This is a genomic window from Microvirga soli, from assembly GCF_016734765.1.
Lineage (GTDB): Bacteria > Pseudomonadota > Alphaproteobacteria > Rhizobiales > Beijerinckiaceae > Microvirga > Microvirga soli.
The window spans coordinates 1-21,292 of record NZ_JAERQE010000063.1; the positions used below are offsets into that span (position 1 = coordinate 1).

Genomic DNA, 21,292 nt, shown 5'->3' on the forward strand with positions numbered 1-21,292 from the left:
GCAATCGGATACTTCTCAGGTCGCCTGAAATCCAGCGCCCGCCTCGTGCCGCCGCATTATTCAGGGCCGACTACTTAACCTTCGATTAACCCTGTTGGCGGACCATACTCGCGACAGGCCACTCACAGCACATTCGGGGGTTTGTTTCCGAACAACCTTTCTATTTCAGAGGGCGCCTTTGCGCGCTCCATGCAAGGCATTTCATCATGGGTCGACAGCCTATCGTTTTGCTAGTTTCTGGTCACCGGTTGGCCGAGATGACCACTGCCAACAGCTTGGTTAGCTATGGCTATGAGGTGCTCTTCACGAGAACTCTGGAGGAAGCCGGGCATCTGCTTTGCACGCACCGGCGCATCAGTGTTCTGGTCATCGACACCGACCTCGGGCAGGCGGGCGATAGCCTCTCGCTGGCCAAGAGCGCACGTGTGTCCGATCCTGATCTCAAGGTGATTTACACCTCACGCATGCCGTTCAGGCTCAAGGAGGCTGAGAAGGTCGACGGAGCTCCGTGCTTGGGTGCTCCTTACCGGTCCCACCAACTCGCGGGGGTGATCAGCCAACTTGTTCGGCGGACCATGGCCGAGGAGGAGGTATACGCGGCATAAGGACATACAAACCAGAGCGGCTAGGCAGGGTTATCGCCCAGAGCAGGGGAGGTCTGCATCGGGCCTCGTTCCAATCTATGGACATGGATAGGAACATCCAGTACTTCAGGTTTCCACTTCCGGTAGTGGCTGATCAAACCCTGCCATGATGCTTGGGATCTCAGCGAGTAGCTCGCGCGCAAGGAAGCCGAGACGACCGCGGGCACGAGCCAGGCGGTTCCCGGCCTCGCCATGGAGAAAAACGCCCCATTGCGCTGCCTGACCTGGAGGAACGCCTCGCGCTAGCAGGCCTGCAATGATGCCCGCCAGCGTGTCCCCAGAGCCCGAGGTCGCCAAGCCGACATTGCCGTCACTATAAGACCATCGCTCCCCGTCCGGCGAAGCAATGTAGGTGCGGGCTCCTTTCAGTGCCACAACACAATTGAGGAGCCGTGCGGTCTCGCCAGCTATTTCGGCTGGGTTGCTTGAAACTTCGCTCTTACTGATGCCGCTCAGGTTCGCCATCTCGCCCGCATGGGGCGTAATCACCATCCGGCCATCATGGCGCGCAAGAACACCTTTCAGGTCCTTCAGCCGGCCCAATGCTCCTGCATCCAGGACGAACGCCGGTCCGGGGTCACATGTCAGGATGCTGGCCGTCAATGCGGCAGCCACGTCCTCGTCGATCATACCCGGTCCGATCAGAGCCGCGTCACAGCGTGCGATCCGCTCGCGCAAGACGGGGCCGGCACCAGGGTCGATCTCGCCTGCTTCGGTTTCTGGCAGTCTGATGACCAATGCCTCGGGCACAGCGAGGCCCAAGGGGAGCGCAATGCTTTGACAAGTTGCAATCTGGAGCTTCCCAGCGCCAGCCCGCAGTGCTGCGGTGGCTGCAAGGAGCGCCGCACCGGGTACAGCCAAGCTCCCGCCGATGACGAGCACGCGGCCGCGCTGATCTTTATCTCCATCCTCCGCCGGCTGTGGGAGCGGGAGGCGGCTAAGGAGGTTTGCCGTGACCGCGGTTTCCTTCATCGCGCCGCCACTTTGGCATCCGGATCTGATGTCACCGGTGCACCAGCCTCCTCGAGCGGAGCCACGAAGTTGTAGCAGTGCAGCCTCAGTTGCCCATGTTCGCCAATGCTCCGGTCCAGGCGGTACTCGGTAACAGAGCAGTTCGCCACGTCTCCTTCGGCATCGATCCCCAGGATCTGCTGCTCCGTCATGTTCTCGAGAAGATAGCGCAGGCATAGAACGACAACCTGATGCCCAACGATCAGGACGCGGCATCCGCTATGGTGCAGAGAGATGGTGTCGAGCGCGCTCCTCAGGCGCAGGATGACGTCGCACCAGCTCTCCCCGCCCGGCGGCCGATGATAGAACTTGCCCAACAGCCGCCGGAACTCGGCTTGGTCGGGGTGGAGTGTCTCGATGCCTGACCGGGTCAGGCGGTCGAGGATCCCGAACTCCTTCTCGCGCAGGCGCTCGTCAACCACGAATGTGTGGCGCTCAGCGCAGACGCCGCCCGCGGCCGCGATGATGTCGGCGGTCCGTTGCGCCCTTAGATAAGGCGAGGTGAGCACGACGTTGGGGCGCTCAGCGGCGGGGAGATCAGCGAACCAGCGTCCTAGTGCTTGTGACTGCTCCTCGCCGAGGGAGCTCAGAGGGACGTCCACGTCTCTGTCGGTGATATCGATGTGGGACCAGCCAGCAGCATGGGCAGCATCGCGAGCTACGTTGCCGGCGCTCTCACCATGACGCACGATCCAGAGACGCTCGGGCCAGCGCTGTTGCATCTTCTGAGATCCCCGCGTCAGTCAGCAGATAGGGATCAGAACGTCAGCCTTGGCCATAGGTTCCTGCTGCGCCTGAATGAGCCAGCAAGGCAAAGCACCCTCCTGTCACTGTGACAGGAGGGGACCAACTTAACATATGTTGGTTTCGCAGCGTCTCAAAGCTTCACAGCAAAGGCGGAGGCAAGTGACGTTACCGCCTCAGGTTGGGTGTCGTTATGCCTTTGTGAACCTGCTCAACGGGATCGGTTGCTGCAACGCCTGACACGGCGCACCGATCTTTGACTTAAAGATCCTGTCTATGCTGTTCTTTCCGCGTCTTTGTTCCCATGTGGAGCCTCCCCCTCGGGAGAGTTATGGGCCAGCCCGTCCTGGTCCTCAGGCAAAGCTTCCCAAATCTTGGCCATCTCCTGCAGTTGGGCTGAACGCCATCCGGAACCTGCCTGGCTCAGCAGTCGACAGGCACATGCACCAGCAACTTACGAATTGGCCGCTATTGTAGTTACAGGTTGAGTTGCTTACCGAGCCTCCAAGACAGAACCCCGCTCAGTTCTACCCTGGGCGGGGATGCTTCTCTGTGCTGCTGTTTACACGCGCCCTGACACGGAAAAGGCGCAACCGGCCTCCTACACTACGGAGCCTCGTCTTCCAGGGTAAAGCCAGCTTTGAGCACAACCTGATAGTGCCGGACCTCGCCGTTCTCGACGTGGCCGCGGGTCTGGACGACTTCGAACCAGTGCAGATTTCTCAGTGTCTGGCTGGCCCGCTTGATCGCGGTCTGAATGGCATCCTCGATGCTGGTCTCAGAGGAACCAACAAGTTCAACCATCTTGTAGACATGATCAGACATCGCGTGCTCCAGCTCATCATCCCGCGGGCACATAGAGCACCACGCGGGGCCTGCTAGTCTTCGGACACGTCATCAGGTGCTCTTTCCGGGACGCAGAACCTGCTCATATGCCTCCGGTTCGTTCTGATGTTCCGGCATGCCGCTGGCGCAGATCAGGATTGTTCGCTGACAGCCTTCTCAATTTAGTAAGCGTGCCTAATAATAAGTGATGGTTACTAAATTGCCTGAAGAAACCATCGGTCTCCTTCTGGTCGACGCCGCACGGCTCCTGCGCATTCAGATCGATCGGGCCCTTGACGGTGCTGGTCTGGGGCTGACGGCCGGCGAAGCCCGCACCTTGGCCTATGTCAGCCTCTATCCGGCCTCCCGCCAGACTACGCTCGCGGCGCAGATGAATGTCGAGCCCATGACACTCGTTACTTTCCTCGACAGATTGGAAAGGCGGGGCCTTGTCGCGCGGGAGACAGACCCAACGGATCGGCGCGCCAAGACAGTGCAGCTTGCCCCTGACGTACAGCAGACCCTTGAGCAGGTTCTTGGGATTACGCGGAAAGTTCAGGAAGAGGCTTTGCGGGACTTTGATCCTGACGAGATTGAGAAGCTCCGAGGTCTGCTGAAGCGCATGCGGTCGAACATTGCCGGCAGCGAGTTGGGGAGAGAGCAGGCATGAAGCCCCTCATGTCCGAGACCCGCACGGCGGTGATCGGGGCTCTCATCGTGGCACTCGGCTCTGTCAGCATGGCGCTCTACACGCCGGCGATGCCCACGCTCGTCGAGGTGCTTCAGACCACGCCGGCGGCAGTCAAGATGTCCTTGGCCGTCTATCTGTTTGGCTTTGCCTTTGCCCAACTGGTCTGCGGGCCCCTGTCTGATGCCTTCGGCCGCCGGCCGGTTGCCCTTGTTTTCTTCTCCATCTACGTCTTGGGCAGTGTCATCGCGGTCTTCTCGCCCTCGATCGCTTGGCTTCTGATCGGGCGAGCGCTCCAGGGCGTCGGGGTCGCTGCGGGGGTGGCGATCTCGCGGGCGATCGTGCGCGACCAGTTCACCGGTCAGAGCTCAGCGCGCATCATGAACCTCATTGGCCTGATGCTTGCCGTGGGACCAGCGGTGTCGCCGACCATCGGTGGCGTGCTCCTGAGCACCCTCGGCTGGCATTCAATCTTTCTCGTTATGGTGGTCTACGGCATCGTCGCGCTGCTGGTGATTGGATTGTGGTGTGTCGAGACCAATGCCGCTCCTGATCCCACACAGGCCTATCCGGGTCAGGTCCTGCGGAATTACGCAATGCTCCTCAAGGACGCAGGCTTCATGCGGGGCAGTCTCGTCCTCGGATGCGCGGTCGGTGCATTCTATACCATGGCGGTCATCCTGCCCTTCGTGCTGATGGAGAAGATTGGCCTGACACCAACCCAGTTCGGTCTGGTGATGCTCATGCAGACCGGCTCCTATGCTCTGGGCGCGGCGGTCACGGGCCGGCTGCTGCGTCGGGTTGAAGCCAGGCGCCTGGTCCCATTTGGACTGATGCTCGTTGCGGTGTCGGCCTTTGGGTTTGGCCTTGGTCTGCGCCTTCTGCCGCTCGCCTTGTACACGGCCATGGGTCCTGTGTTGATCTGGGCCTTCGGCAGCGCGCTGGTGATCCCAGGGGCTACCACGGCGGCCCTGGCGGGCTTTCCAAAGGTTGCCGGAGCGGCCTCGGCTCTGGCCGGCTTTCTGCAGATTGGCGTTGGACTCTCTGGCACCGCGGTTGCAGCCCTGCTCTTCAGCGATCCCCTGACGGCGCTTGCAACCGTGATGCCCAGCATGGCTCTGCTCGCCGTGCTAGCGCACTTTGCCCTCCCTTCAAAACGGGAAAGCAAACGGTTTGCTGCAGCCCCGGAGGAGCTGGAAACGGCCGTTGATCCGGCAGCAGCAGTCGGCGCTGGCGGCGAGGAGATCGAGCGAGTGGTGCATCGGGGCAGGCGGTGATGAAGGCTGCCGTGGTGAAGATGAATCGTCCGCAGGAAGCTGATGCCTGAAGAAGTCCTCGCGCAGAACCTATTCCTGAGTTAGTCAATTTCCGGCAGAATTCAGGTGCAGCATTGTATGTGCCGTCAGTGTTAACATCATGCCCACAAGAACTTAGGTCACCATCCTTTCCAGTTGGTAGCCAGCAGATGAAGCGGAACACCAAGACCTTCTCTGTCGAGATTAAGAAATCCAGCGTTCACGGTGAGCGTCAGCACCTCCCGCCACGGCGGCTGTTTGAGGCACCACCGGGTAAGGTCCCAAGATTGTCGAGACAGGGGAGCCTCACGGAGCCTCCGTACCGTCTTCGGCCCCACGCATCCTGCAGAGCATTGTCGAGCCAGTCCGGAGCACCTCTGAGGCAGTTCCCCCTGCCCGCAAGCGTTCTTCAGGAACGGATAATCGGAAGCAGATGAAACTCGATCTGATCATGAGCACCTCTGAGGACGTGGCGGAAGCGCAATCCGCTGTGCCCGAGGCACCCGTTGCCGCGGCTGAACAGAACGCGGCGTACGTCAATGATGTTCAGCCTGCCGACGTCAGGAAGAGAACGCTAATGCGCGGAAGCCGCGGACGAAAAACTTCCAGCGGTGTGGAGCAGAGAGGAGTGTTCCAACCCATGATAGAGATTGAGCAAGTACCGGTGCCCGAGATGAGGTGGCCAACAATGGTGGGACCCATGAACGCGGCCGGGCGTCGGCTGACCAAGCGCCAGTCTGCCGCAACTCAATTGCCGCGGCACGAGCGTTGGAAGCGGCGCATCCATCCGGCATCCTGGTGAGGTAAGCAGAGACCGAGCGGATGGGCTAAGATGCCCGTCATGGGGAACGGCATCCAAGACGGGTAGCCATGTCATGTTCTCAATGCAGTCCCTTCATGAGGGATTCTGCATTGCAAAGAGGCGCGATGCCGCCCATATCAGCCGCGGCTGATTTCAACGCGGCATCGCCTATTCCTCCCGGCGCTGCTGTATCGGCCGTTCCCTCTGGAAGGTTCTGACTGATTTGTCGGACCTTAACTTCGCCGGGCTTCGAGCCCGGCTTTTTCTTGTCTGGTCCATATTGGCCGTTGACGCGTCTTAGCGGAAAGCCGGCTGAAAAGCTTTTCGACTTTAGGCGTGAGATCAGCTGATGTGTGCGATAGAGATCCTGCCGCCAAAGCCGCAGCCTTAGCGCTCTCGACGCGAAGCGCTCGGCATCAAAGGTCTCTCAGGAATGCCGCTGTTTGTGGCAGCAGCAGGTCTGCCCGATCACGGCCTCGCCTGTATCTCGCGAGCATGGCGGCGCTCTGTCCTACACGCGCTTAGCAATCGTAATGGCAGCGCCCCGCTCAGCGGATCAAAGCGCGGGGCGCCCTGCGCTCGACAACGACCGGCTGGGCGCAAACCGAGCTTGCGCTGGCGCACGGACGGCAACACGCGCCCGGTACAATTCACGGGTGTCGCACGACCCTCTCTATTCATGCTGCACGATGGCTGCCAGAGTCGCCAGTTACCACAGGGAGACTACTTCACGGGTCGGCGATAATTCTGGGCCAAGATGAGAACGGATGAGCTGAACTACTGGACCGAGCGGCAGCCACGCTCGCCCGAGGCGAGCAGGGCGAGGAAACTGCCGCTAGCCTTAGGCTCGATGCTGTTTTACTGGGGCAGAAGAACCAGTCCTCATTTCAAACTCTGCTCGAAGAGGCTGCTGACCTACTGGCCGCATCCTAAGCTCTTCGACACGATAGATTGACCTTCAGCAAGCACCTCCAATGGAATGCAAGCGCCCCGGAGCCTTCCACAAGACTAACCCGATGGCCGCATCGAACCGTGCTCTGCAGCCCTCGACACGACGACCACAGCACCCTGCAGCCAGGAGCTCGACGCTAAGCTATGACTTCAACGGTCTTTGATCGGTCTTCCTTAGCGATCATATGCAAGGGGAATATTCCTTCCTTCACCGCTGCCCCTTGAAACCACCTGCAGGCGATCTCGAAGTCATCGACCTCAACGACGGTCATCCGGTGAGAGGGATAAGCAATCAGATACACGATATCGCCGACACTGAACTGCATGGTTCGCTCCTGATCCACCACATCAGAGTGTAGCTGGCTGGTTAACAGCACGTAAGGTAAGGGTTCAATCTCCCGAACATCGCCCCTGACAGGCGATGTCCATCCCCAGCAGCGGATGAACACGTTTGATTAACCATGCCCGCCAGACCCCTCGCATTGCCCCACTTGCGTCACAAGCTCGACCCAATGCGGAGCTGATGTCAGCTCACCACGCCCTCAGACATTCAGCTAACAATCTGCGAGGAAGCTCATGAGTTATGTGAACAACAGAGTCAGGCTGCAGCTCAATGCAACAGGCAAAGGTCTCCTGGCTGCTACGGTGATCGGCTGGGGCCTGTTTGTGTATTCTGTCCTGCCTACAGGAACTGAGAAGCACACGCTCCAGAGTGAGAACTCGCGGCTTCGGCAGCAGATTGAGACTATCGCCGCAGAGCGCGATAGGTTGGCGAAGGTCAATGAGCAAAAAACTCTGGCGGGCCAGGATCTGAATACTATGCTGGTGCGGATCGAAGCCGCAACCGAAGAACTCCAGCAGCTGGATTCTCTGAGGGCGAATGTTAGTCAAGCGCTTGAGCAAAACCGCCTTCAGTTAACCGGGCCAATGGATCAGCCTGTCGCTATGATGGAAAGCCCCACGGTCAGCACGACGTCAGCTGTTCGTCTTTCCAAGCAGGAGATCCGCACGGCGCAGGAAGCGCTTGTCGACTTCGGGTATGGAAAGCTTAAAGCTGACGGCTCTCTTGGCCCCTCTACCCGCAAAGCCGTTGAAGCATTTGAGCGAGCCAAAGGTCTTCCTGTCACAGGCAAACTTGGACCTGCGACTCTTCAGGCATTGAGAACCCATATGGCCTCCCTCATTCAGTAGTTCAGTCGTATCAGTCTATTCAGCCCGTAGTGATAACTGGCGAGTGCCTCATCAGGTAGCGCCACAAGAGTGGCTGAACCTGAGCATCCATTTTAAGGCCATCCATGGTTCTCAAGCTGTCGGCGTTTGTCGTGTTCAATTCCGCGCCATGCACCTCATGGTACCGTCAAGTTGTCGGAGAAGGAAACGCGGATCCTGGTTTGAGGCTGGATCTGGCGACAATTACAACACCGATCATCTCAGTCCAGACCTGGAACGCCCGAGCGCGGGCACGGCGACGATCAGCGGCCTTGGAGTGGGTAGAGCGGCGGAAGAGGTTTTCTGCTTGATCGTGAACCGAGAGAAAGCGTTGGGCCTGACCGGCTGACTTGAAGCGCTTCATGATCCGCTCCCGTCGTCCGGTCGGCTGATGGCTGTTTTCCGCTCGATTGTTCAAGCCCTCATGCTGCCGATGCTCGACGCCGGGCATGACTTCTTGCTTTGCAGCGGCATAGCTGGCCAGTTTGGCGGTGATCATGATGCGAGGAGCGATCCCCTGCTTCTTGAGCAGCGTGCGCAACAGCCGCTTGGCCGCCTTGGCATTGCGCCGGCTCTGAACCAGGATGTCGAGCACGGCCCCGTGCTGATCGACGGCTCGCCAGAGCCAATGCTTCTGGCCCGCGACGCTGATCACGACCCCGTCCAAGTGCCACTCGTCGCCGGGGGCTGGAAGACGGCGGCGGATCTGCTTGGCGAAGCTCTGGCCGAACTTCAACGCCCATTGCCAGACCGTCTCATGGCTGACCGCGATGCCTCGCGCCGCGAGCATCTCCTCGACCATGCGGAGGCTGAGCGGGAACCGGAAGTACAACCAGACGGCATAGCTGATCACCTCAGCCGGAAAGCGGTGGCGGGCATAGCGAGGATGACGGGTGTTCTTCATCCCTCACATATGCCTCGATCCAGTCACCCACCGGTTAATCTGACGGTGCCGTCACGACTCACCCTTGCGTACTTGGATCAGCACTGGCTGAAACCCATATGAAGTCTATGCCACACAAGAGATCTTCTCGCCACACCCCTGACCTGTTCGAGTACACGATAACTGTCCCGACACCGCCCCCTCAGCGGGTTGCCACTCCGGCTAAGCCGCCGGAGATTACGAGTGTGTCTGACACGCAGTTGGTACAAGATCTTGGTGCGCTGATCGACGAGTTGCGGCGCCGCCTGGAGACGGGCAGGGGTAGCCGGGCAGAGTTGGAGGAGGCGGCAAAACAGGCCAGCCTGTCACTAAAGCGTCTGGTTCCAAGCCCCACACGCCAGAACAAGCTCTCAAGATCCGGCAAGATCTCATCGGTGCTGCAGGAGGGGCAGCGCAAGGCCGTACGGGCGGCACTTCTGGCCGGGGTGGCTCCCTCTCAGGTGGCCAAACACTTCCGGTTGTCGCCGGCCACCGTGCGTAAGATGCTTGGAGAGACCACGTAGGCTGAGGCAATCCGGCTGTTGGGTGCTTGCGCATAGCCGAGGTTTGCTCAACCATTGCCTTATTGAGACGCTTTGATGGTGATTTCCCGGTGTTGCCGGAAGAAGCTCCCAAAGACATGACACTCAGCCTACGAGGCCTCGCATAGCCCATGTACACCTTGGAAGGCCCCACCTCGTTCGAAGAAATCATCAAGAAGAGCCGGTTCATTGCGACAGCCGGCCCGATTGCGAGCGAGCAGGCCGCTAAGGAGTTCATCGCCGCGCACTCGGACGGAGATGCCAACCACAACTGCTGGGCTTGGCGGGTGGGTCAGAGCTATCGCGCAAGCGATGACGGTGAGCCCGGCGGCACAGCAGGAAAACCGATCCTGCAGGCGATTAATCGGCTGAGCCTCGACAATGTCGCTGTTGTCGTGACCCGCTGGTTTGGAGGGGTGCTCCTCGGCAGCGGTGGTCTCATCCGAGCCTACGGCGGTGCAGCCGCCGCCTGCCTGCGGGCAGGCAAGCTGGTCGAGATCGTGGCGGTTTGCGAAGCCACCATCGCCGTAACCTTTTCCGACCTTGCGCTGGTGAAGGTGCGGTTGGCCAGCATCGCAGGTGTTCAGATCCGCCGGGAGAGTTTCACCGAGGTAGGTGCGACGCTCACAGTGGACTTGCCCGACGCAACCGCCCCGCAGATCGCCCGCATGATCACGGACATCACCAGCGGCCGGGCATCAGTCACTCGAGATCTGTGACACCGCAATCTGCCCAGCTGCGGAGAGGCGGTGCACTGCCCGCAGCTTCAATGCGCAACTGCAACGCCCACTCGTGTGACCTGCTGCGGAGAAGGACCGTTACGGATGCAGCAGATCTCCTGGTGGGTCTCTTCTCAAATTGCTGTCTCCAGCTGACCAAACCGCACCGGGATGATTTCTTGTGTGCTGATCTGCCCATTGACGTGCTTGCAATCACCGTGAGTTGCTGCGTCTCTTCCGACCCCAGAGTCAACACCATCAGGCCTCCCGGCGCGAGTTGGTTCAGTAGCGCCTCAGGCGGCTGCTCGGCGGCAGCCGTGACCAGGATCTTGTCAAAGGGCGCATGCTCTGCCCAACCACGCGTTCCGTCGCCAATCCCAACGGTGACATTGCTATAGCCAAGCTGATGCAGGCGCGCCTCGGTATAGCTGGCAAACTCCTCAACCACTTCCACGGTTCAGACTTGGCGAGCAAGCTCGGCCAAGACGGCCGTCTGGTAGCCGAGTCCGGCGCCGATCCTGAGCACAGTCTCATGCGGCTGCAGGTCCAGCAGGTCGGTCATGAGGGCGCTGATGAAAGGCTGGGGCACGGTCTTGCTGAAGCCGATCGGCAGCGGGGTGTCCTGGTAGGCAATGGCTGCAAGCTGTGGCGGGACAAAGAGATGACGTTGCACCCGCCGCATAGCCACCAGCACCCGCTCATCGAGTGAGCTCTTGCCGATCCCCTCGCTCATCAGATCGGCCTGAAGGGCAATCACTTCCACCATGTGGCGGCGTAGGATCGCGAGATGCGTCTCAGTCATCGGCTTCATGGCAGACAATCTCCCGCTCGGTCTGGTGCGGTGAGGGGTGATGTACTTGATTGTAGACCCAAGCTGATGATCCCAGAAGCGAAGAGCGTTCAGCGGAACAGACAGACTGATACGGATCCCCACGGCCAGGCTCTAGTGGCCGCTGACGGGAGTGCGGACGAAACTGATCCGCGACGGAGCTTTCTGGTGCTATAGTTCACCTGCCTTGGTGAGATCCTGAACAGGTAGGTCAATAGCTTCAGCGGAAAGCCTCCAACGTTTTGATGAAGAGGGAGGGATACCATGCGGCCGAAGAACATTCACAGCACTGTCCAAGATCTGCGCCCGACCATCACGGCACCGGTCTTTCCAAGCACCTCGACCGAGTTCATCAACGTCATGGCGCACTACCATCGCGCCGAGATCGCCCGCATGGCGGGCTGGCGCGACCGGATCGACCGCACCACCAACTGGGCCATTACCGTCGTGGCAGCGATGCTGTCGGTCTCGCTCTCCACGCCGACCGCCCACCATGGCGTGCTGCTGTTTGCCATGGTCCTGGTTCTGCTGCTCCTGGTGATCGAGGCGCGCCGCTACCGCTTCTTCGATGTCTACCGCAATCGCGTGCGCCGCATGGAGCGCAACTACTATGCCCAGATCTTCGCCCCGGAAGAGGGAACAACGGACGAGTGGATTCACAAGATGGGCGATGATCTTAGACAGCCCATGTTCCTGACCAGCCACAGCCAGGCCATCTCCCGTCGGATGCGGCGCAACTACTGCTGGCTGTTCCTGATCCTGCTGGTTGCCTGGTTGGTGAAGACCACCTTCATCCGGATGCAGGAGAGTGCAGTTGAAACCCATCTAGTCAGCTCAGTCGGGGAATGGGTGCGCAATGCTGCCATAGGCCCGCTACCGGGCTGGGCTGTAATCTTTGCGGTAACACTCTTCTATGGCTGGATCCTGTATACCTCGCTGCGCCGGCCGAAAGGCGAGGGCGAACTGGCCTTCGGCAATGTCCATGTGTAACATCACCACCTCAACAGAGGCCGTTGCCTCTCTCTAACTTCAGCCGGCTGTCTCTGCCCGATTCCGTTCCTCTTCGTCATGCATCATCGGCGGTCACAACCCGGAGAACCGGAAGAGCCGGACGGTACGATCCTCATTGACGTCGAGCACCCGCAGGTCATCGCTGTCCCGGGCGCCGTTCATCACCACCTCAAAGTGAACGCCATAGCGGGCCGCCGCCATATCGAGCGGCAGCTCATAGGCAATGAACTTGCCAACGCCACGTGCCTTGAGAGTCCGCAGCAAACCAGGATCTGACAATGAGGGATAGGAGGTAAGGATCACAATCGGCCGCTGCCGGCAAACACCAGGGCTGCTTTCATCGTGCTTCTCCTTAGCTTGGCACCCCCTGTCAGGCCCATGTTCTTCTTCTGCCGCCCGAGCTACGCCATCAGTTGCGGACGCTGAAGGAGCCGTGCTGGGCCTGAGGATTGAGCCGGGCGAACTCCGCCCCGTTCACATGAACCAGCGTTGCGTGGTCTCCACCCTCAAAGTACAGCTCCTGCTGCTGGTCGATGCTGGTGTCGATGATTACATCCAGACCATAGCAGGCGCCCAGGGGCGGAACCGCGCCGAACCCGCAGTCGCGGAAGACGCCCGCGGCTTCCGGCTCGCTGGTCAGATGAATCTCATGTCCGAACTCCGTCCTGAGGTCGGACAACTGAAGATGGTGTGAGGCAGGGAGAACAGCGAGTTTGTAGCGGCCTCCATCGTTGAGCACGACAGCTTTGGCCAGCCTGTCGCTTGGGATGTGACCCGCGTGGGCGGAGCCCAGAGCCGACAGGCTTGGTTCATGCGGCACAAGCTCGTACCGAATCCCGCGCTCGTCCATGTACTTTTGAAGTGTGGGTGCGATGGTCATGACGGGCCTCCCATTGGGCCAGGGGTTTCCCGCCTCACGAGGCATGCGCATAGACCGGCGCCGCTGGCGCGGCTGCTTGGTATCCGCTGTTATACGCCTGTGGCTCACCAGCAACAATCGAACTGCCGTTCTTGTGATCCGCCCCAGTGGCGAAGTGGGACACCTTGCCTAGTGCGCCATCAGAACAGGAATGGTCGTGTTCGACAGAATGTGACTAGTGGCTCCACCAAAAATGAACTGCCGTAACCGGCTCTGGGTGTAGGCGCCTTTGACGAGCAGATCGCACCCGAGCGATACTGCCGCTGACAGAATGGCCTCGCCGGTATGTCCATGTGGGTTCGGGACCGTTCGTGTTTCCGCCGGCAAGCCGTTGTGTGCGAGGGTGCGGCTGAGATCCTGGGGGGAGGGGCCCGACACGCCCCAGTCCTCGAAGTCGATCACCACAACCCGCTGCGCCTTGGCCAGCAGGGGCATTGCCAGGGCCACCGTGCGGGCCGTCTCCGTGCTCCGGTTCCAGGCAATCACCACGGTCGTGCCGAGAGTAGCAGCTGGGCCCGGTGGCACGAGCAGAACAGGCCGGCCGCTCTCGAACAGCGCAGCTTCGACGGTGGGCAGGCGCGGGTGGTCAGGCTGATCGCTAGGCCGTCCGAGTACGGTTATGTCGAAGGCTCGTCCATAGTGGCCGACGAAGTCGTCCTCCGCCAGATCGCCGCCGCACCAGCTGAAGCAAAGCCCCGACGACCCTGCTTCGGATCGGGGAACCCCTCGGGCCTTCATGAACGACTCGAACCCTCGGCGGGAGGCCTCGGCCTGCTGTCGCCGCACCTCAGGATCAAGAAACGAAATGTCGCCGATAGCAAGATCGGAGGCGATGTAGGGCGGCAGGTTAGGGGTAATTGCCATGCCTTCCAGATAGCCGTCCAGAGCTCGCGCAAGGTGCAGCGCAGTCTCAAGCACCGAATGCATCAGAACATGCTCTTCCACAGGAACGAGGATCGACTTCATGGCATCCTCGGACTGAACTTCGGCAGCCGACAGGCGGAGATCATTGTACTCCCGTGGCAGAGATCTGTCTCTGGCGAGGCCCTGTATGTTGGCTCTTCCGTTGCACGGAGTGCCAGAGCCAGAGTTCGGAAGCCGGACAGTCTCACCTGATCGATACGACCTCGGGGCGGCCCGCAGGCTCGCAAGTTGCATGGACGGTAAACCTCGGGGTCCGAACTACTCATATAGGAACGATGCCAGGAGCCAGTTCATAATGGGAGCGGGATCAAGTATGCTTATCAGCACTGGCTAAGAAATCCACATCTCAGGGAGTTGCGCTATGCCAAAGCTGACCGTGAGCTGGGACGAGAACGGATCTTCGCTGCAGACGGCGGAGGTCGAGAATCCCATGGCTGATCGACGCTGGAGCGCTCCAGTTGGACAGCTGACATATGCCGAGCAGCAGGAACTGCTCTCTGCCGCCCAGGCCCTGGCCCGACTAATTGCTGCTCTGGCGGCGGAGGACACCTTCTTCAGCAATCCCCGCTAGCCTGCAGGACATGACAGAACAGTGCACCCCCGAGGTTTCCAGCTGCCAGGACCCTCTAATTTTTAATCGGAGGGTCCTGGGTTCGAGTCCCAGCGCGCTTACCAACAATATCAAAGGGTTACCGGCATCTGCCCTTTGAGCAAATTTTTCCCAGGTAGCCAATAGGTAGCCGGACGATCTCCGCAACCGCTCAACATCCTCGACGTACGATCGTCTGAGGATGATCGGCACGCCAACGGCTGGCCACGCCACCATCACCCGGTTAGCATGGCCCGGACTCATCCGAGCAGGCGAAGGCGGTACATATGGGGCACGACCATCACCACGATCATGACGACCACAGCCATCTCTCCGAGATCGAGCTGCGAGTGCGTGCCCTCGAGTCCATCCTCGTCGAGAAGGGCTATGTCGATCCAGCCGCCATTGATGCGCTGGTCGAGACCTACGAGGTCAAAGTAGGTCCCCGCAACGGGGCTAAGGTGGTCGCCAAGGCCTGGGCAGACCCTGCCTACCGGGAGTGGCTCCGAACCGACGCCACAGCGGCCATCGCGTCTCTCGGCTTCATTGGCCGTCAGGGCGAGCATATGGTGGCGGTCGAGAACACCCCAGATGAGCACAACATGGTCGTGTGCACCCTGTGCTCCTGCTACCCGTGGCCGGTGCTCGGCCTTCCCCCGGCCTGGTACAAGTCAGCTCCCTACCGCTCCCGGGCTGTGCTCGACCCGCGTGGGGTTCTAGCCGAGTTCGGGGTAGACCTGCCCGAGACCACCCGCATCCGGATCTGGGACTCGACCGCGGAGGTCCGGTACCTCGTGATCCCGATGCGTCCTGAGGGAACAGAGGGTATGAGCGAGGAGGCCTTGGCCGAACTCGTCACCCGCGACTCCATGATCGGCACCGGGCTCGCCCGGCAACCGGAGGCAGTGCGATGAATGGCGCTCAGGACCTCGGCGGCATGATGGGCTTTGGCCCAATCGCCATCGAAGAAGACGAGCCCTGGTTCCATGCTGCGTGGGAGCGACGGGCCTTCGGCCTAACCCTGGCGATGGGAGCCTCCGGCAGCTGGAACATCGACATGAGCCGGCATGCCCGCGAGTCCTTGCCTCCTGGTGAGTATCTCACCTCGAGCTACTATGAAATCTGGACCAAGGGTGTCGAAAAGCTGGTTGTTGCAGCTGGGCTCGTCTCGAGGGAGGAGCTGACGCGTGGCCAATCCCTTTCCGAGCCAGCGGCAATCAAGCGCGTGCTCAAGGCGGAGGACGTACCGGCTGTCCTGGCCCGCGGTGGCCCGGCCGAGCGCCCCATCGAGCAGCCGGCGCGCTTTGCGGTGGGTGACCGGGTCCGCACCCGCAACCTAAACCCTCAGGGCCACACCCGCCTGCCGCGCTATGCTCGCGGCAAGACCGGCGTTGTTGAGCTGGTGCACGGCGCCCATGTGTATCCGGACGCGAACGCTCATGGACAAGGCGAGCGGCCGCAATGGCTCTACACGATCTGTTTCTCGGGTCGGGAGCTGTGGGGCGAGCAGGCGGATCAGAACATCACTGTCTCGATCGATGCCTGGGAGAGCTACCTTGAGCCGGTATGAAGATTTGGTCCGTGTGGCCGCAGAGGTCGCGCGGATCCCGCGCGGGGATGATGGCGCACCTGTCTTTCACGAGCCTTGGGAGGCTCAAGCCTTCGCGATGACGCTGGCTCTCCACGAGCAGGGCCTGTTTACCTGGACGGAGTGGGCTGCAGCGCTCGCGGCGGCCATCAAACAGGCCCAAGCATCTGGTGACTGTGATGATGGCTCGACCTACTATCAGCACTGGCTGGCTGCAATCGAGCAGTTGGTCAGGGACAAGGGCATTGCAACCGAGCAGGCGCTGGCGGAGCGCCGTGGGGCATGGGACCGTGCGGCGCATGCAACCCCGCATGGGCAGCCAATCCTGCTCGAGAATGATCCACTCCGCTGATCTGCGAACCGCGAGGGCGCGCAGCGACGGTCTGCGACCAGCGTCGCCCTTGAGGCTGGCCTTGGCGATGGCTGCGATCATTGCAGATGATGGCATGCGGCTCCTTGTCTCGGCAGCGTACGGATCTTCGCCCTGCAAGGCTAGCGCCGCTCCAGGACGGCGTACTCACCCTCGATGATGAGACCGTCACGCGTACGCCGCGCGGCCTGACGCAACGCACGCCTGACGTACAGATGCAGGGCGAGGCCTGCGACCAAGGCGAGCGGCAACAACAGGATCATCGCCGACATCGTAACGAAGAGGACAGCCATCCCGACCGAGACCAGGATGGTCAGCCTGACGGTGGAACTCCAGAAGCGGCTTGATCCCAGAACAACCCTGAGATCCCTAAGCACAGCCCACATCGTAGCTTTCCCTTTCCTGCGAGAGGATGCCCTGAAGGCAAGGCGCAGGAGTACCCTATCGCCCACCTCATGAAACAAGGATGATCGGAAGGTTACGATCCCGTCATGTCGCCCGGTCGCTCATTGTCACTCGCCTTGGCTGTCCCCATGTCCCGCAAGTGATGAATGATCCTGCCAATGCCACCGCGACATGGAGCACACCAGTCCCGACAGGAGCGAGCGGTAGGTCGCGCCGTGTCGGGGTCGAGATCGAGTTCATGGGACCGAGCGCGCGTGACGCGGCCGCCGCCGTTGCCCGCGCCCTCGGCGGTTCGGTTTTTGTCGAGGATCCGCATGCCTTCAGAATTCTCGGCACCTGCCTCGGCGACATGCGGGTCGAGACCGACCTCCGTTACGTGCATCCCCAACGCCACCCGGGCCTGGGCCTGAGGCTGGATCGGCGGGCAGCAGCGTGGCTGGGTGCGGTGGTGTCGCCCTTCGTTCCCCGGGAACTCGTCACGGCGCCGTTGCCGATCGACCGGTTGCCGGAGCTGGACGATCTCGTTGATGTCCTGCGTGCCGCCGGGGCGCATGGGAGAGGAGCGGTGCTCCTGGACTCGCTTGGCCTCCACTTCAACATCGATCCGCCGCGTCTCGATGCGGCGACGGTGGCCGCCTTTCTCAAGGCTTTTCTCATCATGAGCGAACGTCTCCGGCAGGAGACCGCTCGAGGAAGCAAGCGGTTGGCACACGTCCTTCCGCCCGAATTTCCGCAGGACTACGTCAGGCAGGTGCTCGCCCCCGACTACTGGCCCGACCTGCCGGATCTGACGGCGGATTATCTCGCGGCGAACCCGACCCGTGACCGCGCTCTCGACCTTCTGCCGCTCCTTGCCTACCTCGATGACGACCGGGTCCGCTCCGTGCTTCCTCGCGAGAAGATCGGTGCGCGTCCGGCCTTCCACTACCGCCTGCCGCAGGTGCACCTGAGCGATCTGGAGTGGAGCATCATGCCGGACTGGCATCGGTGGCTCATGGTGGAGAGGCTTGCGTCTGATACGGACAGGTTGTGCGCGATCGGCAAAGCCATGGCGGCGTGATTGCCAGTTACGGGCCGCAATGAGGTCTGCCATCGCTGATCCCGCTGCGTCGGCAACGGTCGTCACGTGGAGCCTGCCAGAACGGTCCAGGCATCCAACATGGGATGCAGTGGAAGCACGCTTCTGGCCTTCGATTCCCACAGCGCTCGAAAGAGCCAGGACGCAAGGCGAACCCCAGACACTGAACCGGGTTGTCCTGCTGCCTGATGGGAGAACGGGGAAAGGATGACCTGGACCGCAGCCCTCGGCTGGTTCTTCGCGGCCTACGCGCTGCTCACCGGTATCTTCATCCTTCTGGAGAACCGCCGTCCCCAGGCGACCTTCGCCTGGATGCTGCTGTTCCTGGTCCTGCCCGGCATCGGGCTTGCCGTCTACGTCCTGTTCGGACGCGACCGCAAGGCCTTCAGCCGGCAGCGCAAGCTAGCGCGCCAGAACCTGGAGGAGACAGCCGGGCCGCTGTTGAAGCAGCTCCTGGCCCGTCAGGATGAGGAGATCGGAAAGCTGGAGACCCAAACCCCGGTTCTCAGGCGACTCATGTCTCTGGTGCGGCGCAACTCCCATTCCATCCTGACCACGCGTAACCGGGTCGCCATCCAGCAGAACGCGTCGACGTTCTACCCTAACCTGATGGGGGACCTGAGGCAGGCGCAGCGGACGATCTACCTCCAGTTCTATACCTGGGCCGACGACGCCTTCACGCGCGAGCTGAAGGCGATCCTGATCGAGCGGGCAGCGCAGGGTGTCGAGGTGCGCCTGCTCTATGACCCGTTTGGATCGCTGTTCCGCCTCACCCGCCGCTACAGACGCGAACTCAGGGAAGGGAGCGTGCATGTGTCGCCTGTATCGGCCCTCTACTGGCTGCACACGATCTCGTACCGTAACCACCGCAAGATCGCAGTCATCGATGGGAAGGTCGGCTACACCGGCGGCATGAACATCGGCCAGGAGCACATCGACGGTGGGCCGGGCTTCGACCGCTGGCGGGACACGCAGGTGCGCCTCGAAGGGGAGGCGGCCGCCGTGTTGCAGGTGGTGTTCCTCGTCGACTGGTACAACGCCACGGGCGAGGACCTCTTCGCGGCGGATCGGTTTCCATCGCTCGGGAATGGCGCGCCTCCTTCCACCGGTGGCGCTGCGGTTGACGGCCACGTGCCGGTGCAGATCCTGACCTCAGGCCCGGACTCGGAGTGGCGAGCCATCCGCCAGCTCTACTTCGCCATGATCACGTCGGCCCAGCAGAGCGTGCGTCTGCAATCCCCCTTCTTCATCCTCGACGCCACCATCGCGGAGGCGCTCAGGGCGGCAGCCCTGGCGGGGATCGATGTCGAGGTGATGGTAAGCGACCGCGGCGAGGGGCTGAACCAGGCGCCGTACTGGGCCGCCAACACCTACCTAGCCGAGGTCGCGGCCGCCGGAGCGCGGGTGCACATGTATGGGGCAGGTTACCTGCATGCTAAGACGCTTAGCATCGACGGCGAGGTCTGCTCCATCGGCTCAGCCAACCTCGACATCCGCAGCTTCAGCATCAACTACGAGCTCAACGCCGTGATCTACGATGCGCGGCTCGCTCGGGAGCTGGAGGCGGCGTTCAAGCGGGATCTCAAGGACTGCTATCCGTTCGAGCCGGCGGGGTACCAACGGAGCCCAATGCTCAAGCGGCTGTGTGACTCCACGGCGCGGCTGCTCTCGCCCCTGCTGTAGGGCTGAAGGCCAGCGCCCAAAGCTTGGCCGCACCTTTGCCACAGGACTGCTGCCAGCGTCAGGTCTGCGACGCACCAACGTGATCCGCCATGTTGGCCCCGCGGGCGCCGAGTGGCTTGGGCGCGCCATCCGTGCTGTCCTTCGCGGTCTGGTGCTCCATCTCGGCATTGAGCTCGGCGCCGAGCAGGACGATCACCACCGACAGCCAGATCCACACCATGAAGCCAACCCCGGCGCCGAGTGACCCATAGGTCCTGTTGTAGCTGTCGAAGTTGGCGACATACCAGGAGAACAGCATGGAGGCCGTGAGCCACAGGATAGCCGCCGCTGCGCTGCCCCAGGTCACCCACCGCCACTTCGGGTCGCGGCGGCTCGGGCCATAGCGGTAGATGACCGCCAGCCACATGCCCACGACCGCGAGAAGAACTGGCCAGCGTAGGACGGCCAGGAGCCGTTCGGCCGGGGTGGCGAAACCCATGAAGGTGAGCACGACAGGCGCGACCACCACCGCACTGATGGCCAGGATGGTGAAGCCGATCATGCCCAGCGTAATCAGAAAGGTCGTGGCGTAGAAGCGCAGCAGGCTGCGCTTTTCCTTCTCGCTATAGACCACGTTGAGGGCGTCGAAGAGGGCCGCCACCCCCGAGTTCGCGCTCCACAGCGCCACCAGAAAGCCGATGATGAAGGCGACACCGAGGGTGTCATTGCCCTGGGTGACGATCAGAGAGATCTGCCCGCCGATGAGTTCCAGCACCCCTCCGGGCAGGATGCCGGCGAGAAGGGACAGGTGGCCCCGAATCGTTCCGGCATCGGCGAATAGGCCATAGAGCGACACGATGGTGGCAATCGCCGGAAAGACGGCCAGGAGTGCGAAGAACGCGACCCCGCCCGAGGTGGACAGGATGCGGTCGTCCGGGATCTGCCAGAACACGCGCCAGAGGATGTCCCTCCAGCCACGCGCCGGGATCTCCCCAGGGGTGTTTGCCTGGCGTCCCCGGCCGAGCTCCCGGGCATGGACGAGATCGTCCGGCAGCACGCCGGGCCCGGCCTCCTCTTCAAGCTTGGAGCGCCAATCTTCGCCATGTTCGTTCATGGGGGCACCGTTGAGGTCCAGCAGGGTGTTGGTTCGGCAGGTTCATGCCGTGTGAGCGCGACGTTTCAGGCCTTTTCGCGTTAACCCCGCAACCGGGCTCTCGGCTCCTTTGCATCCGGGAAAAGGCGTGTCGGTTTGGAACGGCGAGGAACTGGCGTGGGCCGCGCTCGTCGCGCTCGGGATCGGCTGGGACGCGCATGAGAAGTTCAGGAGGCTCTTGGGCTCTGGGCGCCCCGACGAGTGGGACATGTCCCCTGTCTGGGAGCGGCGCATCCACCGCTGGCGGGGCATAGGTCTGGCGACGTCTAGCGCCTCGATCCTCTTTGTCGTCGCGCGGATCATCGGACGGACAGTGGCATGAGGACCGGCGCGGACCGCCACCTGTCAGCGCCGGAAGTCGCGGTCTTTCTCCACTTCCATGCCGCTGACGTCGAGCTCGGCCCCGACCAGC

25 protein-coding genes and 1 pseudogene are annotated in these 21,292 nt (G+C 61.6%); 15 read left to right on the forward strand and 11 right to left on the reverse strand.

Going from position 1 to position 21,292, the window contains the following annotated elements; translation table 11 throughout:
• Positions 1 to 257: 257 nt before the first annotated feature.
• Positions 258 to 605: a response regulator gene (locus JKL45_RS26210; RefSeq protein WP_201864744.1), complete on the forward strand. Its 348-nt coding sequence runs from the start codon at positions 258 to 260 to the stop codon at positions 603 to 605.
• Between the two features lie 105 nt (positions 606 to 710).
• Here JKL45_RS26210 and JKL45_RS26215 read toward each other — a convergent pair whose 3' ends face one another.
• The 3 genes from JKL45_RS26215 to JKL45_RS26225 all read right to left on the reverse strand — a co-directional run bounded on the left by JKL45_RS26215 (position 711) and on the right by JKL45_RS26225 (position 3,224).
• Positions 711 to 1,616: an NAD(P)H-hydrate dehydratase gene (locus JKL45_RS26215; RefSeq protein WP_201864745.1), complete on the reverse strand. Its 906-nt coding sequence runs from the start codon at positions 1,614 to 1,616 to the stop codon at positions 711 to 713.
• Entirely contained in the window at positions 1,613 to 2,377 is a 765-nt protein-coding gene (locus JKL45_RS26220; protein WP_201864746.1) for a histidine phosphatase family protein, read from the reverse strand. The genes JKL45_RS26215 and JKL45_RS26220 overlap by 4 nt, the downstream gene beginning before the upstream one ends.
• A 628-nt stretch (positions 2,378 to 3,005) precedes the next feature.
• A complete protein-coding gene (locus JKL45_RS26225; protein WP_201864747.1) occupies positions 3,006 to 3,224 on the reverse strand; it encodes a dodecin in 219 nt (72 codons plus the stop codon).
• A gap of 220 nt (positions 3,225 to 3,444) precedes the next feature.
• Between JKL45_RS26225 and JKL45_RS26230 the strand changes: the two genes are divergently transcribed.
• The 3 genes from JKL45_RS26230 to JKL45_RS26240 all read left to right on the forward strand — a co-directional run bounded on the left by JKL45_RS26230 (position 3,445) and on the right by JKL45_RS26240 (position 6,009).
• Positions 3,445 to 3,894 carry a MarR family winged helix-turn-helix transcriptional regulator gene (locus JKL45_RS26230; RefSeq protein ID WP_246498977.1) on the forward strand — a complete coding sequence of 150 codons (450 nt, stop codon included), beginning with the start codon at positions 3,445 to 3,447 and terminating at the stop codon, positions 3,892 to 3,894.
• Positions 3,891 to 5,189 carry a multidrug effflux MFS transporter gene (locus tag JKL45_RS26235; protein ID WP_201864749.1) on the forward strand — a complete coding sequence of 433 codons (1,299 nt, stop codon included), beginning with the start codon at positions 3,891 to 3,893 and terminating at the stop codon, positions 5,187 to 5,189. Before JKL45_RS26230 ends, JKL45_RS26235 begins: the two co-directional genes overlap by 4 nt.
• 451 nt (positions 5,190 to 5,640) lie before the next feature.
• On the forward strand, positions 5,641 to 6,009 hold the full coding sequence (locus JKL45_RS26240) for a hypothetical protein (protein WP_201864750.1): 369 nt from the start codon (positions 5,641 to 5,643) through the stop codon (positions 6,007 to 6,009).
• 1,088 nt (positions 6,010 to 7,097) lie between these two features.
• Here JKL45_RS26240 and JKL45_RS26245 read toward each other — a convergent pair.
• Positions 7,098 to 7,286: a YodC family protein gene (locus JKL45_RS26245; protein ID WP_201864751.1), complete on the reverse strand. Its 189-nt coding sequence runs from the start codon at positions 7,284 to 7,286 to the stop codon at positions 7,098 to 7,100.
• 250 nt (positions 7,287 to 7,536) lie between these two features.
• On the opposite strand from JKL45_RS26245, the gene JKL45_RS26250 reads away from it, so the two are divergent.
• The gene (locus JKL45_RS26250; protein WP_201864752.1) at positions 7,537 to 8,151 is read left to right on the forward strand and encodes a peptidoglycan-binding domain-containing protein; all 615 of its coding nucleotides are present in this window, start codon (positions 7,537 to 7,539) and stop codon (positions 8,149 to 8,151) included.
• A 166-nt stretch (positions 8,152 to 8,317) separates the two neighbouring features.
• Here the strand turns inward: JKL45_RS26250 and JKL45_RS26255 are convergent, their stop codons facing one another.
• Entirely contained in the window at positions 8,318 to 9,073 is a 756-nt protein-coding gene (locus JKL45_RS26255) for an IS6 family transposase (RefSeq protein WP_201864753.1), read from the reverse strand.
• A gap of 224 nt (positions 9,074 to 9,297) precedes the next feature.
• Here JKL45_RS26255 and JKL45_RS26260 point away from each other — a divergent pair, with 224 nt between their 5' ends.
• Together JKL45_RS26260 and JKL45_RS26265 are read left to right on the forward strand one after the other, a co-directional pair.
• Positions 9,298 to 9,615 (forward strand): hypothetical protein, encoded by a 318-nt coding sequence (locus JKL45_RS26260; RefSeq protein WP_246498979.1) that lies wholly within the window; start codon positions 9,298 to 9,300, stop codon positions 9,613 to 9,615.
• Between the two features lie 149 nt (positions 9,616 to 9,764).
• Positions 9,765 to 10,352, forward strand: coding sequence for an IMPACT family protein (locus JKL45_RS26265; protein WP_201864755.1), 588 nt, complete (start codon positions 9,765 to 9,767; stop codon positions 10,350 to 10,352).
• Here the strand turns inward: JKL45_RS26265 and JKL45_RS26270 are convergent.
• Positions 10,336 to 11,163 (reverse strand): annotated as a pseudogene (locus tag JKL45_RS26270) (protein-L-isoaspartate(D-aspartate) O-methyltransferase). The gene JKL45_RS26265 and the pseudogene JKL45_RS26270 overlap by 17 nt on opposite strands.
• A gap of 282 nt (positions 11,164 to 11,445) precedes the next feature.
• On the opposite strand from JKL45_RS26270, the gene JKL45_RS26275 reads away from it, so the two are divergent.
• The gene (locus tag JKL45_RS26275) at positions 11,446 to 12,171 is read left to right on the forward strand and encodes a DUF2270 domain-containing protein (protein ID WP_201864756.1); all 726 of its coding nucleotides are present in this window, start codon (positions 11,446 to 11,448) and stop codon (positions 12,169 to 12,171) included.
• A gap of 93 nt (positions 12,172 to 12,264) precedes the next feature.
• Here JKL45_RS26275 and JKL45_RS26280 read toward each other — a convergent pair whose 3' ends face one another.
• The 3 genes from JKL45_RS26280 to JKL45_RS26290 form a co-directional block, all read right to left on the reverse strand.
• Positions 12,265 to 12,456, reverse strand: coding sequence for a hypothetical protein (locus tag JKL45_RS26280; RefSeq protein WP_201864757.1), 192 nt, complete (start codon positions 12,454 to 12,456; stop codon positions 12,265 to 12,267).
• A gap of 145 nt (positions 12,457 to 12,601) precedes the next feature.
• A complete protein-coding gene (locus tag JKL45_RS26285; protein ID WP_201864758.1) occupies positions 12,602 to 13,072 on the reverse strand; it encodes an aminoacyl-tRNA deacylase in 471 nt (156 codons plus the stop codon).
• 168 nt (positions 13,073 to 13,240) lie between these two features.
• Positions 13,241 to 14,077: a universal stress protein gene (locus JKL45_RS26290; protein ID WP_201864759.1), complete on the reverse strand. Its 837-nt coding sequence runs from the start codon at positions 14,075 to 14,077 to the stop codon at positions 13,241 to 13,243.
• Positions 14,078 to 14,396: 319 nt separating this feature from the next.
• On the opposite strand from JKL45_RS26290, the gene JKL45_RS26295 reads away from it, so the two are divergent.
• From JKL45_RS26295 to JKL45_RS26310, 4 genes are all read left to right on the forward strand, one after another.
• On the forward strand, positions 14,397 to 14,606 hold the full coding sequence (locus JKL45_RS26295; protein WP_201864760.1) for a hypothetical protein: 210 nt from the start codon (positions 14,397 to 14,399) through the stop codon (positions 14,604 to 14,606).
• A gap of 305 nt (positions 14,607 to 14,911) precedes the next feature.
• Complete coding sequence (nthA, locus tag JKL45_RS26300) at positions 14,912 to 15,538, forward strand: nitrile hydratase subunit alpha (protein ID WP_201864761.1); 627 nt, start codon at positions 14,912 to 14,914, stop codon at positions 15,536 to 15,538.
• Positions 15,535 to 16,194 carry a nitrile hydratase subunit beta gene (gene nthB, locus JKL45_RS26305; RefSeq protein WP_201864762.1) on the forward strand — a complete coding sequence of 220 codons (660 nt, stop codon included), beginning with the start codon at positions 15,535 to 15,537 and terminating at the stop codon, positions 16,192 to 16,194. Before nthA ends, nthB begins: the two co-directional genes overlap by 4 nt.
• A complete protein-coding gene (locus JKL45_RS26310; protein ID WP_246498981.1) occupies positions 16,181 to 16,564 on the forward strand; it encodes a nitrile hydratase accessory protein in 384 nt (127 codons plus the stop codon). Before nthB ends, JKL45_RS26310 begins: the two co-directional genes overlap by 14 nt.
• A gap of 140 nt (positions 16,565 to 16,704) precedes the next feature.
• Here JKL45_RS26310 and JKL45_RS26315 read toward each other — a convergent pair whose 3' ends face one another.
• Positions 16,705 to 16,968 carry a hypothetical protein gene (locus JKL45_RS26315; protein ID WP_201864764.1) on the reverse strand — a complete coding sequence of 88 codons (264 nt, stop codon included), beginning with the start codon at positions 16,966 to 16,968 and terminating at the stop codon, positions 16,705 to 16,707.
• Between the two features lie 161 nt (positions 16,969 to 17,129).
• Between JKL45_RS26315 and JKL45_RS26320 the strand changes: the two genes are divergently transcribed.
• Entirely contained in the window at positions 17,130 to 18,047 is a 918-nt protein-coding gene (locus tag JKL45_RS26320) for an amidoligase family protein (RefSeq protein WP_201864765.1), read from the forward strand.
• A 225-nt stretch (positions 18,048 to 18,272) separates the two neighbouring features.
• Entirely contained in the window at positions 18,273 to 19,748 is a 1,476-nt protein-coding gene (cls, locus tag JKL45_RS26325) for a cardiolipin synthase (protein WP_201864766.1), read from the forward strand.
• A 58-nt stretch (positions 19,749 to 19,806) separates the two neighbouring features.
• Here cls and JKL45_RS26330 read toward each other — a convergent pair whose 3' ends face one another.
• A complete protein-coding gene (locus JKL45_RS26330; RefSeq protein WP_201864767.1) occupies positions 19,807 to 20,841 on the reverse strand; it encodes a YihY/virulence factor BrkB family protein in 1,035 nt (344 codons plus the stop codon).
• A 127-nt stretch (positions 20,842 to 20,968) separates the two neighbouring features.
• On the opposite strand from JKL45_RS26330, the gene JKL45_RS26335 reads away from it, so the two are divergent.
• Positions 20,969 to 21,202, forward strand: a complete 234-nt coding sequence (locus JKL45_RS26335; protein WP_201864768.1) for a hypothetical protein — start codon at positions 20,969 to 20,971, stop codon at positions 21,200 to 21,202.
• Positions 21,203 to 21,292 lie beyond the last annotated feature (90 nt).

Bases quoted from the DNA above. Each gene is read 5' to 3' on its own strand.
- JKL45_RS26315 (WP_201864764.1), bottom strand. From the start codon at position 16,968: ATGTGGGCTGTGCTTAGGGATCTCAGGGTTGTTCTGGGATCAAGCCGC.
- JKL45_RS26250 (WP_201864752.1), top strand. From the start codon at position 7,537: ATGAGTTATGTGAACAACAGAGTCAGGCTGCAGCTCAATGCAACAGGC.
- JKL45_RS26220 (WP_201864746.1), bottom strand. From the start codon at position 2,377: ATGCAACAGCGCTGGCCCGAGCGTCTCTGGATCGTGCGTCATGGTGAG.
- JKL45_RS26210 (WP_201864744.1), top strand. From the start codon at position 258: ATGACCACTGCCAACAGCTTGGTTAGCTATGGCTATGAGGTGCTCTTC.
- cls (WP_201864766.1), top strand. From the start codon at position 18,273: ATGACCTGGACCGCAGCCCTCGGCTGGTTCTTCGCGGCCTACGCGCTG.
- JKL45_RS26290 (WP_201864759.1), bottom strand. From the start codon at position 14,077: ATGAAGTCGATCCTCGTTCCTGTGGAAGAGCATGTTCTGATGCATTCG.
- JKL45_RS26240 (WP_201864750.1), top strand. From the start codon at position 5,641: ATGAAACTCGATCTGATCATGAGCACCTCTGAGGACGTGGCGGAAGCG.
- JKL45_RS26255 (WP_201864753.1), bottom strand. From the start codon at position 9,073: ATGAAGAACACCCGTCATCCTCGCTATGCCCGCCACCGCTTTCCGGCT.
- JKL45_RS26275 (WP_201864756.1), top strand. From the start codon at position 11,446: ATGCGGCCGAAGAACATTCACAGCACTGTCCAAGATCTGCGCCCGACC.
- JKL45_RS26320 (WP_201864765.1), top strand. From the start codon at position 17,130: ATGAATGATCCTGCCAATGCCACCGCGACATGGAGCACACCAGTCCCG.
- JKL45_RS26225 (WP_201864747.1), bottom strand. From the start codon at position 3,224: ATGTCTGATCATGTCTACAAGATGGTTGAACTTGTTGGTTCCTCTGAG.
- JKL45_RS26285 (WP_201864758.1), bottom strand. From the start codon at position 13,072: ATGACCATCGCACCCACACTTCAAAAGTACATGGACGAGCGCGGGATT.
- JKL45_RS26265 (WP_201864755.1), top strand. From the start codon at position 9,765: ATGTACACCTTGGAAGGCCCCACCTCGTTCGAAGAAATCATCAAGAAG.
- JKL45_RS26330 (WP_201864767.1), bottom strand. From the start codon at position 20,841: ATGAACGAACATGGCGAAGATTGGCGCTCCAAGCTTGAAGAGGAGGCC.
- nthA (WP_201864761.1), top strand. From the start codon at position 14,912: ATGGGGCACGACCATCACCACGATCATGACGACCACAGCCATCTCTCC.
- JKL45_RS26215 (WP_201864745.1), bottom strand. From the start codon at position 1,616: ATGAAGGAAACCGCGGTCACGGCAAACCTCCTTAGCCGCCTCCCGCTC.
- JKL45_RS26235 (WP_201864749.1), top strand. From the start codon at position 3,891: ATGAAGCCCCTCATGTCCGAGACCCGCACGGCGGTGATCGGGGCTCTC.
- JKL45_RS26295 (WP_201864760.1), top strand. From the start codon at position 14,397: ATGCCAAAGCTGACCGTGAGCTGGGACGAGAACGGATCTTCGCTGCAG.
- JKL45_RS26245 (WP_201864751.1), bottom strand. From the start codon at position 7,286: ATGCAGTTCAGTGTCGGCGATATCGTGTATCTGATTGCTTATCCCTCT.
- nthB (WP_201864762.1), top strand. From the start codon at position 15,535: ATGAATGGCGCTCAGGACCTCGGCGGCATGATGGGCTTTGGCCCAATC.